This window comes from Microbulbifer sp. JSM ZJ756 (assembly GCF_044383805.1).
Lineage (GTDB): Bacteria > Pseudomonadota > Gammaproteobacteria > Pseudomonadales > Cellvibrionaceae > Microbulbifer > Microbulbifer zhoushanensis.
Map to the genome: position 1 here is coordinate 1 of NZ_JBISER010000019.1, position 16,079 is coordinate 16,079.

General features: G+C 54.9%; 12 protein-coding genes. 2 read left to right on the forward strand and 10 right to left on the reverse strand.

All coding sequences use genetic code 11. From position 1 onward, the window contains the following. The 5 genes from ACH6CX_RS18325 to ACH6CX_RS18345 form a co-directional block, all read right to left on the reverse strand. Positions 1-417 (reverse strand): DUF6531 domain-containing protein (locus ACH6CX_RS18325; protein WP_396676172.1); only part of this gene is annotated, 417 nt, incomplete at its 3' end. Positions 418-863: 446 nt separating this feature from the next. Beyond that, positions 864-1,256, reverse strand: coding sequence for a hypothetical protein (locus tag ACH6CX_RS18330; protein ID WP_396676174.1), 393 nt, complete (start codon positions 1,254-1,256; stop codon positions 864-866). Positions 1,257-1,446: 190 nt separating this feature from the next. Then, on the reverse strand, positions 1,447-2,106 hold the full coding sequence (locus tag ACH6CX_RS18335; protein WP_396676176.1) for a hypothetical protein: 660 nt from the start codon (positions 2,104-2,106) through the stop codon (positions 1,447-1,449). 530 nt (positions 2,107-2,636) lie between these two features. Continuing rightward, complete coding sequence (locus ACH6CX_RS18340; protein ID WP_396676178.1) at positions 2,637-3,053, reverse strand: hypothetical protein; 417 nt, start codon at positions 3,051-3,053, stop codon at positions 2,637-2,639. Next, entirely contained in the window at positions 3,043-3,348 is a 306-nt protein-coding gene (locus tag ACH6CX_RS18345) for a hypothetical protein (protein WP_396676180.1), read from the reverse strand. Before ACH6CX_RS18345 ends, ACH6CX_RS18340 begins: the two co-directional genes overlap by 11 nt. A gap of 326 nt (positions 3,349-3,674) precedes the next feature. Between ACH6CX_RS18345 and ACH6CX_RS18350 the strand changes: the two genes are divergently transcribed. Beyond that, entirely contained in the window at positions 3,675-4,667 is a 993-nt protein-coding gene (locus tag ACH6CX_RS18350) for a transposase (RefSeq protein WP_396676182.1), read from the forward strand. A gap of 126 nt (positions 4,668-4,793) precedes the next feature. Here the strand turns inward: ACH6CX_RS18350 and ACH6CX_RS18355 are convergent, their stop codons facing one another. Together ACH6CX_RS18355 and ACH6CX_RS18360 are read right to left on the reverse strand one after the other, a co-directional pair. Continuing rightward, positions 4,794-5,045: a hypothetical protein gene (locus tag ACH6CX_RS18355; protein WP_396676184.1), complete on the reverse strand. Its 252-nt coding sequence runs from the start codon at positions 5,043-5,045 to the stop codon at positions 4,794-4,796. Positions 5,046-5,234: 189 nt separating this feature from the next. Further along, positions 5,235-5,687 carry a hypothetical protein gene (locus ACH6CX_RS18360; protein ID WP_233006474.1) on the reverse strand — a complete coding sequence of 151 codons (453 nt, stop codon included), beginning with the start codon at positions 5,685-5,687 and terminating at the stop codon, positions 5,235-5,237. A gap of 652 nt (positions 5,688-6,339) precedes the next feature. Here ACH6CX_RS18360 and ACH6CX_RS18365 point away from each other — a divergent pair. Continuing rightward, a complete protein-coding gene (locus ACH6CX_RS18365; RefSeq protein ID WP_334079322.1) occupies positions 6,340-7,332 on the forward strand; it encodes a transposase in 993 nt (330 codons plus the stop codon). Between the two features lie 343 nt (positions 7,333-7,675). Here the strand turns inward: ACH6CX_RS18365 and ACH6CX_RS18370 are convergent, their stop codons facing one another. The 3 genes from ACH6CX_RS18370 to ACH6CX_RS18380 all read right to left on the reverse strand — a co-directional run. After that, positions 7,676-8,074, reverse strand: coding sequence for a hypothetical protein (locus ACH6CX_RS18370; RefSeq protein ID WP_396676186.1), 399 nt, complete (start codon positions 8,072-8,074; stop codon positions 7,676-7,678). Between the two features lie 51 nt (positions 8,075-8,125). Further along, positions 8,126-8,389 carry a hypothetical protein gene (locus tag ACH6CX_RS18375; RefSeq protein ID WP_396676188.1) on the reverse strand — a complete coding sequence of 88 codons (264 nt, stop codon included), beginning with the start codon at positions 8,387-8,389 and terminating at the stop codon, positions 8,126-8,128. Positions 8,390-8,403: 14 nt separating this feature from the next. Beyond that, the coding region (locus ACH6CX_RS18380; protein WP_396676190.1) for a LysM peptidoglycan-binding domain-containing protein at positions 8,404-16,079 on the reverse strand (7,676 nt) is incomplete at its 5' end.

Below are 16,079 nucleotides of genomic sequence, written 5' to 3' on the forward strand. Positions count from 1 at the left end.
CAGGTCGCGGATGGTCTCGTAGGCGCCGGCGCCGTCCACCGACACATACAGCTGGCGGGCCTCATCCCAGTAGTAATCGTACAGGCTGCCATCGCCGTAGCGGACCTCCAGGTACTGGCCACCCTGCCTGACGTCCAGGCGGATGCCGGTGGAGAAGTACCAGCGGGCGTCCTCGTGGCCGTGGGCATCGCTGGCGGCCCCGCGGGCGTTGTAGGTACGCACCAGGTTGAAGTCGTCACCCATGCTGGGCAGGTAGGCGTCCTGGTGCTGGATGAGCAGGTTGCCGTTGGAGACGTTGACGTACAGCTTCTCGTCGCCACCAACCTGGTTGTTGGCCGTGCGTTTGTTATCGTTCAGGAGTGCGTAAGAAGAATCCAGCAGGCCCAGTTCGTTACCGCCAACAAGCGTTACAGACATCGAGAAGTCCCCTAAAAAGTCCGGATAGGCGACACCCTGTCGCCCCAAAATTCGTTATCTGCTTGTCTATCCTTCGCTGGCGGGAAAAGTTTAGGGACTTCACGCGAAAAACTTGAACCAGGTCACGATTACCGAGTGAATTAGGCGCCAGAGAGGTTCTGATCTAATTCTCGCCCAGGCAGGGAGCAGGGCAGGAACAAGTAAAAGGGCTAAACCTGGGAACCATGCCAAGCGGCAGGGGGTATGCCACCAAGGGAGAGGAAATGCAGAAATATGAAGGGGACTGGGAAAGAGAGGGCCGGCTGCACAGCCAGACCCGGGAGCCCCCGGACTAGCAACCCCGGAGCCCCAAGTGGATTCTGGGTACCCGAACAGCGACAACCGTTCGGGCAACATCCTTTAGGCGCGGAACAAGGGCGGGCAGGTCTCTCCCGCCCCAGGGCAAATCACTGCCCGACCAGGTCAGTAATTGTTATTTCCGCTGCGCGATTGCGCTTCTGGATAGTTATCGGGTCACCAACCGCCCAGTCCACCACGCTAAACGACTCCGCCTGCTGGCTTACCGTAAAATCACTCGTATCCAGTGTAAACGGCTCAGCAACCAGGCCATTTGCCAGCCTGGGAATATTATTATCGGCATCAACCTTCGCGATAATACCTACGTAGTCCGGATCAAACTCCTTGGTTTCGACTTCAAACAGTTTGGCTCCATCGGGAAGCAACGCTACGCTTTCAACACTCAGCTCAAGGTCATTTTCAATGCTTAATAATGGCCCCAGCTCACCATCCAGTGAAAGGCTACCGTAAGAGACGGAATTCTCTGCTCTGCCAACCAGCAATGGCCGACGGCTTCGGCCCTGAAAAAAATCTCGACAGAGCTATACGCCTGCAAATAAGCGCCTGCTTGAACAGCGGGTTTGCAGTTACTTTTGCACCGCCACCTTCACCGCCCTTCAATAAAAAAAGCGACGCGGGTTAAACCTGTGTTGCTTTTTTAATACTTGACACTGCGCTGTAGCAGCCCCTGAGTTACAGCATCAGGGTTTTTGACTTGAACTCAGCAATACAGTAATTGGTCGCCTTATCCAGCTCAAGCTTCATCCGTTCCGCGCCATTTGCCACCAACTCATCATGAGTGGGTGCCGCATCGGCATCTTCTGGAAACGGGGATATGCACTGTGAAGCAGCAAGAACTTCATCCGTGGCAGAATCAATCAAACGCATCTTTGCGGCAATGCTCACTTTATATTTCGTCGGTGAGAAAGCGTAATTGACGTAAGTCCAGTAGGTCGAGCGCACATCAAGCAGCAGGCGTGAATCATCGACCTGCTTGGTCAGCGACTCAACATCATCGTCCTCTGCAGAGATGGTATTGTCATCAAGCGGCACCACACGGTAATTTTTCGCCATGGCCGCCACCAGTTCGTCATAGATCTTGTCCGCCGGAACCGGAATATTGTTTTCCTCAACGAGCTTGTTGCCAGCCGAGATCATAGCCGGCAGCCCGAGAGCACCGAAAGCAGCCTTGCCAGGCGTAGTCGCGATAAAATCTGGCTTCTCCCAGTTGACGCCACTTACCTGCCGCCCCTCAATCACCGGCAGGCTATCCTGAGACAGCGGCGCATTCTGGACGCCGGCACAACCGACAGCACCTACCGTAAGCGCCAGGATTATTAATTTTTTGAACATTTCCTCGTACCCCCAAATTTCGAATTATTTATCGGGCGCATCCCCTATGTGTCAGGATAGCTGTCGCCAATCCTCGAGCGCCTGCAAATTGATCCACGGCACTGGCTTTACCTGGACCGGAACTTTGAGAGCCGCTTCAAGAGCCTGGTGGGTAGTGCCCACGTTGTGCGCCAAGCCTGCGAGCACCTGGGTAAACGTTGGGTGCACGGTATTCGCGACTGCGAGCGCTACCTTTCCCCACCTTCCGTCACGTAAAACCTAACTACGCTTTCAAATAGCGCCATCGCATGCCTGATGCGAGGAATCATTACGCCTCGATAGAGCGGCCTGGCGCGGACACCCACAAATTAGCCCTTTACTCCGTCGAGCACCCGTCCTCAATCACACAGAAGCAACATCCGTAGAGCTTTGCTTCCAAATAGATAATTTATGGGTGTCCTTTTTATTGCCGGAACAATCATTCATTTTATGGGTGTCCCTTTTATTTTCTCTTTTATGGGTGTCCCTTTTATTTTCTATTTTCTTTTTATTTAAAAACTAAAATCTTTCGGCTTCCCACCTGACAGATAATGCGCCAAATAATCATCCATTTTCATCCTCGGATCATGCAACTCAGTTATTACATCCATATTTTTGCCATTTACATGAAATACTTTTCCATCGCATGCACCCTCATTCACAAATAACGCATCTTCATTCTCTGTCAACATCCAGCAACGAAGCTCGTCTCTTCGGCAACCGATGGACTTGGCAAACTTTTCAGTTACCTCTCTTGACGCACCACTTCCCTGCTCATATTCATCAAGGTCCAGTCTTGCAGAATAACGAAAGGGAGTATTCCACCATTCCATCGGACAATAACTTTCCCCTGTCACACAGAACGAATTAAACCATCGATAAATCTCTTTCCAGCTTTCAGGGAGCATTCGATAATCCTCATCGAACAACTCCCCTTCCTTTTCTGCAAATTCGGGCTGAAGCAAAAAAAAATAGATTCTTTTCATCACGCTGGACAGCAAGATATGAGACCCACTCTCGCATACCTTTTTTAATGACTAACTTTGGTGCACTCCAACGAGAATCAATTGTCCAACTAGCCCGATCAAAGACTCGGGCGAACAAGGGAAAAATTTCAGAAAAAGCGCCGCCAACCCCCTCCAGTATTCCTTTATCTATATAAGACAATGCTTCTTCAGGCACTTCAGCCTGACTAGAACAGACATAAGGATAGGATAATGTCATATCTAATTCTTACCCTTGTTTGATTTATAAAAATCATTGATCTGACGCTGAATTGCTCGTTCGATATCAATTTGGTCGTCACTTAAATTCTTAACATATACAGGATCTAGATCACTCTTCTTGTATGTCGACCAGTCTAATTTCGAGCCTTTCGATCTATTAAGAGTTTTGGGCAGAGGCTGAAAGTTACCAATTTCCATTCTGTCATGAATCACTGAGGAAAGGGGACACCCATCAAATACAGAGAATCCTACGCCCCGCCTGTTGCACTCTTAGCCCGCTCATGCAGAATACTGTTTATTCATCCAGCAACCTGATATCTACCGATGACCAGGCCGCGTAAGACCCTGATCTGCCCGGAAGCCACTCCATACTATCACTGCGTGTCACGCTGTGTGCGACGCGCCTTCCTGTGTGGGCGGGACGAGCGTACCGGGCAGTGCTTTGAGCACCGTCGGCAATGGATTGCGGAGCGGCTACTCTCACTCTCCCGTATATTTGCGCTGGAGATCTGTGCCTATGCTGTGATGAGCAACCATTACCATGTGGTGCTGTACGTGAATTCCGCACAGGCGGCTGACTGGGACCTTCGCGAGGTAGTGGAGCGCTGGCATCGGCTGTGCAAAGGTACGAGCCTTTCCCAGCGTTTCTTCCGTGGAGAGGCCCTGGGCTCGGCGGAGCTTGCCCGTCTTATCGAGGTCGCAGAGAGCTGGCGTCAGCGCCTTACCGACATCAGTTGGTTTATGCGCTATCTCAACGAGTCTATCGCCCGTGAGGCCAACCGGGAAGACCGGTGTACCGGTCGATTCTGGGAAGGGCGCTTCAAGTCCCAGGCCCTGCTGGATGAACGCGCCCTGGCAGCCTGCATGGCCTACGTGGACCTGAACCCGATCCGGGCGAAAATGGCCGAGTCGCCGGAAGAGTCCGACCATACCTCAGTCCAGCGGCGCATTGGTGCGGTCAGGGAGGGTGGCCATCAGCCTGAACCGCTATTCCCCTTCGCCGGTAATCCCCGTAGTCCCATGCCTGAAGGCATGCCCTTTCGGCTATCGGACTACCTGCAACTGGTGGACTGGAGTGGGCGCTGCCTGCGGGAAGATAAACGCGGGGCTATCGACGGCAAGCTGCCGCCGATCCTTGAGCGCCTGCAAATTGATCCACGGCACTGGCTTTACCTGAACCGGAACTTTGAGAGCCGCTTCAAGAGCCTGGTGGGTAGTGCCCATGCTGTGCGCCAAGCCTGCGAGCACCTGGGCAAACGTTGGGTGCACGGTATACGCGACTGCGAGCGCTACCTTTCCCCACCATCGGTCACGTAGAACCTAACCAGGCTTTCAAATAGCGCCATCGCATGCCTGATGCGAGGAATCATTACGCCTCGATAGAGCGGCCTGGCGCGGACACACACAAATTAGCCCTTTACTCCGTCGAGCACCCATCCTCACTCACACAGAAGCAACCTCCGTAGAGCTTTGCCTCCAAATAGATAATTTATGGGTGTCCTTTTTATTTCTTGACATGGGCACCAAAGCCTTGACCCCGTTAACCTGTAGGCTTTCCTCGACTTTCCCGATAGATTTGGCTAGAAGGTCTTTCGCTTTAGCTGCTTCAAGCCACTCTTTTAGTTCGCTTCGCAAGCAACCATAAACCCCCTCGAGAGTGTCTGCGCCAAATATCTTATATTTAAAACTCTTCATAGATTATCTCTTCTCCCAGGGAGCGGAAAAAAGAAAAAGGAGGAAAAAGGGGACACCCACAAATTAGCCCTTCACTCCGTCGAGCACCCATCCTCAATCACACAGAAGCAAGGTCCGTAGAAATTTCCTCAAGCTGAATAAATTATGGGTTTCCTTTTTATTCGTTACACTGACTTACGAAGAACCTTTTTATTGACCAGCATTTCTTATTTCTCTGCTCTTCCAATAGTCTGTCAAGTTCCAGAAACTCTCTTTCCTTTTAATTAGCGCCTTCTTCTTATTTCCTTCAATTAACTGACCCTCCAGAAATCCACCTTTAATTCCACCCTCAAGAATTTCACCCTCAAAAGTTCCACTGTAGCCAAAACGGTCTTCAACAGTAAATCGCAAAATATTTTTCTTTATACTAGCTTTGACAACTATTGGAGGCCTAGCGACACCAGATGCTGACTGAAATACAACGTAATAATCTTGACCCGATAACATAATCATTATCTCTACGCCAAGTACATCTTGTGTCTTTTCATGAATGAACATGTTGCTATAGACGCCCACAAAAGGATAGCCCCCTTCCGCAGCATTCGACTTATCTACAGAAAGCAATAACGATAGCATTAAAAATGTCAATTTAACTAACTGCATACCCGCCTCTAAAAAGAATTATACTTCTCAACTCAATCAATGAGCACCAAGTTCTTAATCATCCCCATTTAAGCTTTCCGTTGGAGGAAAGGGGACACCCATCAGGATAAAAAAGGGGACAACCACAAATTAGCCCTTTACTCCGTCGAACACCCATCCTCAATCACACAGAAGCAAGGTCTGTAGAAGTTCGCCTCAAGATAAGTAATCTATGGGTGTCCTTTTTCTTCTTTCTTTTATGGGTGTACTTTTTATTTTCCTGCCGAGGACCCTTATTTTTAGCAACCGGCCTCACCCACTAAGATAGCTTGGCGTAACTCCGGAACATAACCAATAACGTGATAGGTAGTAGACAAATAAGGGACTGTAAAAAAATTAACCCCCATCGACTTCAGGCCTTCAAAATAGGATTTGGTCACAACAACTCGTCTGCCGCACTCTATATCTGAATAGTACTGATCAAATTCATCGTTTCCAGACATAGTAGTAGGAAAGGGGATAGTAGGAAAGGGGACACCCATAGAGGAAAGGGGACACCCATAGAGGAAAGGGGACACCCACCAAATACAGAGAATCCGACGCCCCGCCTGTTGCACTCTTAGCTCGCTCATGCAGAATACTGTTTATTCATCCAGCAACCTGATATCTACCGATGACCAGGCCGCGTAAGACCCTGATCTGCCCGGAAACTACTCCATACTATCACTGCGTGTCACGCTGTGTGCGACGCGCCTTCCTGTGTGGGCGGGACGAGCGTACCGGGCAGTGCTTTGAGCACCGTCGACAGTGGATTGAGGACAGATTTCTTTCACTCTCCCGTATATTTGCGCTGGAGATCTGTGCCTATGCTGTGATGAGCAACCATTACCATGTGGTGCTGTACGTGAATTCCGCACAGGCGGCTGACTGGGACCTTCGCGAGGTAGTGGAGCGCTGGCATCGGCTATGCAAGGGTTCAAGCCTTTCTCGGCGTTTCGTCCGTGGGGACGCCCTGGGCTCGGCTGAGCTTGCCCGTCTTATCGAGGTCGCGGAGAGCTGGCGTGAGCGCCTTACCGACATCAGCTGGTTTATGCGCTATCTCAACGAGTCTATCGCCCGTGAGGCCAACCGGGAAGACCGGTGTACCGGTCGATTCTGGGAGGGGCGCTTCAAGTCCCAGGCCCTGCTGGATGAGCGGGCACTGGCAGCCTGTATGGCCTACGTGGACCTGAACCCGATTCGGGCAAGAATGGCCGAGTCACCGGAAGCATCCGATCATACCTCGATCCAGCGGCGTATTGCCGCGGTCAGGGATGGCGGCTATCAGCCTGATCAGCTATTCCCCTTCGCGGGCAATCCCCGGCAACCCATGCCTGAAGGCATGCCCTTTCGCCTGTCGGACTACCTGGAACTGGTGGACTGGAGTGGGCGCTGCCTGCGTAAGGGTAAACGCGGGGCCATTGACGGCAAGCTGCCGCCCATCCTCGAGCGCCTGCAAATTGATCCACGGCACTGGCTTTACCTGAACCGGAACTTTGAGAGCCGCTTCAAGAGCCTGGTGGGTAGTGCCCATGCTGTGCGCCAAGCCTGCGAGCAGCTGGGCAAACGTTGGGTGCACGGTATACGCGACTGCGAGCGCTACCTTTCCCCACCTTCGGTTACGTAAGATCTAGTCATCCTTTCAAATAGCGCCATCACATGCCTGATGCGAGGAATCATTACGCCTCGATAGAGCGGCCTGGCGCGGACACCCACAAATTAGCCCTTTACTCCGTCGAGCACCCATCCTCAATCACACAGAAGCAAGGTCCGTAGAAATTTGCCTCAAGCTGAATAATTTATGGGTGTCTTTTTTATTCATTTGCATCAGCGTCAATAGCAAAGCGACCACGCAGGTTTGGAGGCATCGTATCAAAATATGAGTGCACATTGGACGGTATAAAGTCCTCCCCAGCCCAGATAGCTGACTCAAGGCGCCGGTGGTCAAGAGTGAGATAACCGCCATCAACCTATTGAACTTTTGCACGCTCGATTTGTTGGAGTTCAGCGTTAGTCCAATTCTTCCGGGCTCCTAATTTTAATAGCTGATCTTGCGCCTGAATTTCTAAGTCTACTATCTGGTCGCCAATACTACCGAAACCGGCTTTCTTATGCTGACCAAAATGTAAAACTTCCTCAATCACTTGCGCTCTTGTCGGGTTTGGCCCAAACACCATAATACCTGGCATTCCAGGTTCAGCTGGCATATATAGCGCTTCTCCCCCCAAGGCATTAGCCATTCTCCTTCCTTCATCACCAGTCACAAAACTAACGCCTTGTTTTTCAAGAGCTTCCTGAACTCTTGCAAATTTTGCTGGATCATAAATCTCCCCTGCATCTGTGGAAGATCGAAAGGATAATGAGTCCAAGGAATTTTTGTTTGGAACAACATTAAGCCCGGTGATCAACCGAGCTTAACGTCACTCACCAATTAGCTGCCACTCCCCACTTCGAGCTTCTTCCTGAGACAAAGAAACAACATCGTTTGTCTCGAAAGCCCGTTGATCAAGATTGGAGTTCTGGTTAAGCATTTTCCTTTCGCCAGATATCGTCAGAGTTTGCCTAACCTCTTCACCAAGAACCAAACTGAATGTTTTACCAACTACGTCAAACTTCGGATCGTAGCCTGCACATGCCAAAATTGTGATTCCGTCTGATAATTCAAACTTTTCTCGTATGTTCATTTTTACCTCCATTATCACAGCCCCTTATCTCTAAGTATCTGCAATATCTGAACGTCTTCGTCACCTAAACCCAGCATTTTTTGGTGCCTGATCATAAAGTCTTTGACATGCGTCTCCGCACTTCCCAGACCACTAGTTCCCAAGCGATCGGTAATGCCTAACTTCGACTGAGTTCCGTGTAAGAACTCTTCCAGCAAAGCTGCCTTACTAGGATTTTCACGCAGTAGAATGTGGGTGTTATTAGCACCGCCTACAGATGCCTCAGCCCCAAAGTAATCCAACATCCGAAGCTCTTCCGAACCTGGTTGGGCAATAACAACATCACGCTTTTTAGAAACTGCTGATATTAGTTCAGGTGACGCAGGTTCAACGCCCATTAAATCATCAGCGCTACGCATGTTGATTTTGTTGTTTGGAACGCCGACACCCTCAGCGTCCACCCGACGCGCCCCAAGAGGAATCTCATCAATCGCAGACTTAACCCCCTTAGTCCCGGTCAGCAGACCACCGATCTCTAGCCCTGCCTCAACGCCACCAAAGAGAACAGTGGTCCCCAGATCCCCAATCTGCCCCTCGCTATAAGCCCGGGCTGTGTCTATTTTTTCACCGACATACTGCCCGGCCGGTGCCAGGGCATTGATTATCCCTTTGGCGCCATCGCTCTTCATATCCCAGCTCAGGGTATCATAAACGCCTTCCTGAACAGCAACGGCGGCACCTGCCGAATGTCCAAGCGCTGGAATTGATATAAAGCCAGCCCCCGTGCTTACTGCGCCGTTCCAAGTTCCACCCACTGCCAATTCAGCGGCCCCAAAGAGGGTATTCGCAGCATTATTGACCGTATTCCATGTTGCTGACAGGGTGTCCTGGACCTCACCAAGGGGATCATTGCTCAAGTCTGCCCATGCACTCTGCCAATAATCACCACTGAGGATCGATGGATCGGCCCCATCCCCATTGCTGCCAAGAGCACTGCCGGCAGTCACAATGCTAGCCCCTCCGGTGAGAGACGCTATGGAAGGCAAGAACTCCGCGTCAACATTGGCCAGAGCATTCTGGCTACTACTAAAGAACGCATCATTATTATTGAAACTGATACCCAGATCCGTGACCGTCTGCATCACATCGCCCTGGATCAGGTAGTCCCCGCCGTCAACCTTCTGCATGAGGCTAAACCGCCCGAGGTTGTTCTTTTGACTACTACTCGCAGACCGGAAGTCAAAATTCAGCCCGGCATTGGCAAAGTTGCGACTCGCCGCCTGCATAGCTTCGGTATTGATAGTGCCATCGAGGTTCACCAACGCATCTGCATCGCCATTGGCAATCTTATTAATTTCAGTCACGGCCACATCCCCACCATAGGTGTTGAGGGCACTGGCTGAAATTTGCTCAGACCCGGTGGGCAGAACCACCTCGGTACCTATCTGGATACCACGGGTGTTGTTGCCCTGAAGCTCCGGATTGATTGACAACAGCTGCTGGGCATACAGCTGGACATCCCGTTCACTGGCATTGGGACCCAGCTGTTGTCTTGCGATGGAGCTGGGGTTATCACCAGACTGCATGGCGTAGGTCTGCGGCCCCCTGTTTTGCGCAAGAGGATCTGCTGCCAACGCCAGTGGGTCACTGCTATCCCCACTGAGGCCTACTCCAGCCAGATTACGATTGAACAAGTCATTGTTAAAGCCGCCGGTGAAACCCGTGTCTACCGGCTCAACTTGGTTGAAAAAGCTGGCAACCTCCTGCCCGGCCGTATCTATAAGCGAGTTGACTTGTGAATTACCAGCTCGGGAGCGCTCCTTCAGACTCAGATTACTGCCGAACTTCATATCACCGATATATCCGGCGATCCGCCCTCCAGCTTCCTGGCCAACCGCATTGGCGACATAATCTTTACCTGCCTGTTTGTCGATTAGGCTCATAGCGCCGCCTATCAACAGGTCATCCTGGAGGCCACCGTCGAGAACTTCGAACTGATTATCTCCATTACCCACTGCGGCACCAATGGTCTGCCCCACAGCGGCCACCCAGTCTCCCGTGCTCAATTCACCCTCGCGGATATAGGTCTCCGCAGCACCAAGCCAAGGCGTAATCATTTCCACGGAGACCTCACTGAGGGTAGTGATGCTCTCTAGTATGTTATCGCTTCCCCCTACTTCTTTGGTGGGTGCTATAGCAGCGGCAGCAAGGCTTGACCAACTAGTGATTTTTCCATTGGTGATGAATTGTTTCGCAGCAGCGCCTACGACTCTCGTCGCAGCAGCAGCTACCTTAGCCATTGTAGTGCTGAGTTTCGCTGCTTTCGCCACGCCACCCAGTCCCTGGGCACCGGCAGTAAATGCACTGGTTACGGCCTCCGCTGCCACTTGCTTCCAGTCGAAACTTTCTTGATATCCCAGCGCGATAAAGATTCCCTGCTGCACGATAGAGGCAGCAGCGCCCAGTAAAGCACCAGCTATAAAGAGACCACCGACAGAAGCAACTGTCGCGCTGGCGCCTAAACCAACCAAGTAAGTACCTATCTGGGCAGCCAGCGGGCCAAGGAAGAAGGAAGCAACTGCAGTGATGACTACCGCTACGATAATCATCAAAATATTCCCGCAATCATCATCCGACTTTGGCGTCTTCAGATTGGGCAATGTGGAGCCGATGATGTCGTTCTCGTTGTACACCTTGTGGGTGTCGGCATCGAGGCGACCGGTTTCCACGGTGTTGGGAACGCTGATTTTAACGCCGCCCTTGATCGGCTGGCTGGGATCCAGCCCGTTGGCTGCCGCCAGCACAAACCACAGGCTGGGATTGCCGTAAACCCGCGCAGCAATGGACTGCAGGCTGTCGCCATCCACGGCGGTGACGCTGGTAACGGCGCCGGACGGGTAGTCCTCACCGATGTTCTGCATCAGGTTGTAGTCGCCGGTGTCCAGCTTCTCTTCGGCGGGGTCGCCGTTCTGCCAGGTTTTCTTCTCGCCCACGGCGTGGCCGTTGGCATACTGGAACTCGGTCTCGCTGATGTCGTTATCGGTACCCTCGTCGTGGTAGCGATACAGGATCTGGCCATCGTTGTTGTAGACGAAGGTCAGGTATTCCTTGCTGTCCTGATTGTCCCCCTTGCCCTTGTCGAGGCGCGTGAGCTTGTCGTTGGCATCGTAGGTATAAGTGGAGGTGCCCTTGGCATCGCCCTTACCCACGATCTTCTGCTCACGGCCATCCCCGTGGTAGTAGTAGGTGTAGGTGTAAGTGGCGTCCTCGGTGACCAGCTTGGTCTTCAGCAGGCGACCGGAATCGTCGTAGGTGCTGTAAGTCTTCTGGTCGTCGCTGTCGCTGAAGGTGGAAATACCATTGGCGCTGTAGGTCGTATAGGAATAGGACTGGATTTCGCCTGGTGTAGCAAGCGTTCCTTTACGGGTTTCGTAACGACTGATGTTGCCGTCAGCATCGTACTGCCAGGTGCTGTGCATGGCTCCATTACTGGGGTCGGTCCAGCTTGCGCTTTTCACCCAGCCACTGAGGTTATAGTCATAAGTGACTATCGCCTCACCGTTATTCCAGGTTGCACGCTGCCCCAGGCCGTCGTAGGTGAAGCCGCTGATGATGTCGCCAGCCTGCCCATCGAGCATCTGGGTGACACGGTTGGCACCGTCATAGTTGTACCAGTGGTTGACCGCCTCGCCGGCGTAGCCCACATCGGTATACACCCGCTTCTGGTTGCCGGCGGCATCCCACAGATAGTTCAGGTGCTGGCCGGTGACGCTGTCGTGCCAGCGGGACATCTGCCCGGTCTCGTCGTAGTCGTACGAGATATTGCGCAGGGTCTTGGTGGGATCGCCGTTCACGTCCACCTCGGCAACCACTTCGCTCATGCGGTTGCCCATCTCGTCATACTGGTAGGTGGTGGCGATATCGGTTTTCTTGTCCCACACAGTCAGCAGGCGCCCGGCATCGTCGTATTCCCGGTGGATATCAGGGCCACTGCTGTAGCTGGTGCCGCTGGTGCCGAACAGGTCCCAGCTGCGGTAGAGCTTGCCGAACTCGAAGCGGAAGTCCTCCCGGCTCAGCTCGGCACCGTCGAAGCCGAAGTTCCACAGGCCGGTGTTGATGGCGCTGGTGGTTACCGGGCGGTACTCACGGACCTGGTTGCCGAACTCGTCGTACTCGTAGGCCACCTTGCGGCCGCCCTGGTCGATGGTGGCAATCTTGCGGCCGAAGGCGCCGTACTCGTGGCTGGTCACCCGGCCCTCGGCGTCTTTCTCGGCAATCAGGTTGCCGTAGGCATCGTACTGGCGGGTCTCGGTGACCAGGTTGCCGTTGACACCTTCATACTCGGTCAGGGTCACGCGGTTGAGGCCGTCGTACTCCTGGCGGGTCAGGTCGTTGGCGATATCCCAGCTGTGGGTGCGGTTGTCGCGGTTGTCGTAACCGAAGTTCAGTTCGTTGCCGCCGGCATCGGTCTGCTTGACCAGGCGATCGCGGTTGTCATACACGAAGCTGGTGGTGCGCTCACCCAGGCTGCCCACGGTATCGACCACAGACATGGATACCCGGCGGCCGAAGGCGTCGTAGGTGTAGCGCTTGAGGTCGCCCTCACCGTTGATCTCTTCCACCAGGCGGCCGGCAGTGTCGTAGCGCTTGCTGGTCTCGTTGCCCAGCTGGTCGACCATTTTGGTCTCGTTGCCGAGGCGGTCGTAGTGGTGATAGGTGATACCGGTGCGGTTGTCGTTCTCCCAGGTCATCATGCCCAGGGCGTTAAAGTCGCGGCTGGTGTTGTAGCCGCGGGCATCGGTGACGGATACCTGGTTATCCTGCACGTCGTAACCGTAGGTGGTTTCCGGGCGCACCAGTCCTGTCTCACCGAATACCCCGGTGGCCACGCCATACTCGGTCACCATGCGGTTGCGGCCGTCGAACACGGCATAGCTGTCGCGCACTTCGGTCGCCGCGGCCAGGTCGTCCCCGTTCTCACCGGTGGTGTAGGTGGCCACCTGGTTGCCGTTGGCGTCCACGCCGAAGTGACGCCAGATGCCGTTGCCCTCGTTGGTGGCAACCAGCTGGTTCAGGGCGTTGTAGCGGTTCGCGGTAAAGTAGCCGGCGTCCACGCCATTGGTGGTGCGGGTGCCGCCCGGGTTGTTATTGGAGTCGAGCGTAATATCCACATAATTGCGCTCGTCACCGCCCGGGCCGGAATACAGGCCGGTGCTGAAGTCGATCAGGCCGTTGGCGGCCACATTGATGCTGCCGCCGGTCTCGCTGCCCAGTACCGTCACGCTGTTGCCGATGTAGTTCTGGCTGGTACCGCTGGTGACCTGGGCGCTGTCGAGGCGCAGCCACTGCACGATCACCTCGTTGCCATCGGCATCGGTGTAGCTGAGCTTGACGTCGTAGGCGCCTTCCTGCAGCTGCGACAGGGTGGCAGCGTGGCTGGTGCCATCAAAGGCCATGACCGTGCTGTCAGTGAAGTCCAGGCCACTGCCGGCCGCGCGCCAGGACAGGGTCAGGTCGCCATTGATGTTGGCCACCTCCGCCGGGTCCAGGGTCAGGCTGAAGTCCTGGTCGTAGCCCAGTACGTTGGTGATGGTGGTACCGGGGTTTTCCGGGTCGTCGACTTCCTCGGTGATTTCCGTGCTGGAGATATCGAGGCTGTAGCCGGTGCCCACTTGCTCGCCGTAGAAGGCGTTGTAGCTGTGGGTGCCCGGCGCAAGCTCGGTGGATACAAACAGCTGGCCGTCCGCGTTGCGGGTGCTCTGTACCCACTGGCCGTCGACCAGCACCAGCTGCGTGCGCCCTGCTTCTGTACCCAAATCGGCGGCCTGCCAGGTGAGGCCCTGGCGGGTGCCGGACAGTGCCGCGGTCTCACTCAGCTCGACGCTGAACTGGTCGAGCAGGAGCTCCTGGGCACCGAACACGCTGGTATCGGCATAGGCACCCTCCAGGCTGACCTGGTAGCTGCCGGCCGCCAGCGGGCTGGCGCTGGTGCCGAGATCCAGCAGATAGCTCCAGGTGCCGTCGCCGTTGTCGACACCTTCCACGGCAGCGGTCACCGTATCCCCGCTGTCGTCCGTCAGGGTCGCGACTACCGTAGAGAACTGGCTGGCGGTCTCCGCCGGCACGCGGGTGTCCAGGTTGATGATGTAGCTGGTGGTTTCACCGCTCATCACCGTGGTCTCACCCAGCTGGGTGGTGACGCCTACGTGCGGGTCGCTGGCAACAAAGGTTTTCTCGGTGCTTTCGTAGTCGGTGCCGGCGGCATCCTGCCAGCTGATGCGGAAGGACTTTTCATCCAGGTTGGTAACGCCATCGATGGTGACGGTCCATGTGCCATCACCGTTGGGCTGCATGGCCACCGGCGTTGCGGTGCTGGTGGCGCCCGCGGTACCGTATTTCAGGGCCACGTTCTGGGCATTGCTGCCGGCCTCTACGGTGATGGTGGTGGTATCACTGTCGATGCGGTCCACATCGATCGCACCCAGGGTGGGCGGTACCCGCAATACTTTCTCTTCGGACCAGGCCAGGTTGCCGGCGCGGTCGGCGGTGACCACGCGGAAGTAGAGTGCCTCGCCCTCGCCGAACTCCTCGCTGGGGATATACACCTCGCCGGTATCGGAGAACCAGGTGCCCAGCTCGGCGCTCTGGTTGTCGTAGGCCGGCTGGCCGTCAACGGTAATGTCCGCCTGGCTGGTGGAGCCCCACACCACCCAGCTCTTCTGGTCCACACCCTGCGGCATGTTCCAGCTGATCACCAGCATATCGCCGAACTCGGCATTGATGGCGTCGTCATTTACGGGCTGGGCAACCGAGTCGATCTCACCGGTGTACACCAGGGTCTGGTTGCCGGCGGCATCGTACTGGATGGTGGAACCGGTACCGTCCGGGGAGATGTTCTTGGTGATGCGGCCAGCGGCGTCGTAGGCCATCTCGGTGACGAACCCGTCCCCGTCCTGCGCCCAGGTCTGCTCGCCGCGAGCGTTGTAGCGGATTGTCTTGGTGATGTCGTCGGCGTCGTTGGCCGCGTCCATCAGGTCGGTCTCCGACGTCTGGCGGTTGCCGGCGTCGTAGCCCATGGTCGTGGCCTGGTCGTTGGTGTGGCTTGCCACCAGCGTTGCGAACGCGGTGTCGCCACTCAGGCTCGCCAGGTTCACGCCCGCAGCCACGGCGTTGTAGTAACGCTTGCGCTCGGTCAGGTTGCCGTTTTCATCGTAGCTGTAGGTGTGCAGTACCCGGTCGCTGTTGATCACCGCCACCTTGCGGTCGGCGGCATCGTAGTAGCTGTACTCGGTGGCTTCCTGGCTGGTGCCCGCCGCCACGGTGCGGCTGGTCTGGTTGCCCTTGCCGTCGTAGGTGTACAGGGTGAGCACGCGCTCCCGGGTCTGTACGCCGTCGTTGTCGAGTACGTCCACCAGCGGTGAACGCTCCTCGATCACGCGGTTGGCCGCGTCGTAGGTCTTGTTGACGGTGTACACCTCACCGGCCGGCGCCGCCGGGCGGGTGGCTGAGGTGATACCGGTGGTGTCCAGCGGCTGGGTGTAGACGCGCTGCTCCAGCACATTGTCCTGGGCGTCGTAGTCCCATTCCACCAGGTAGCCTTCCGGGTCCACCTGCGCCAGCAGGCGGTCTTTGTCGTCGTACCAGGCGTAGGTGGTGTTGCCGTTCTTGTCGGTGACTTCGATGGCGTTGCCGAAGTCGTCGTAGACGGTGG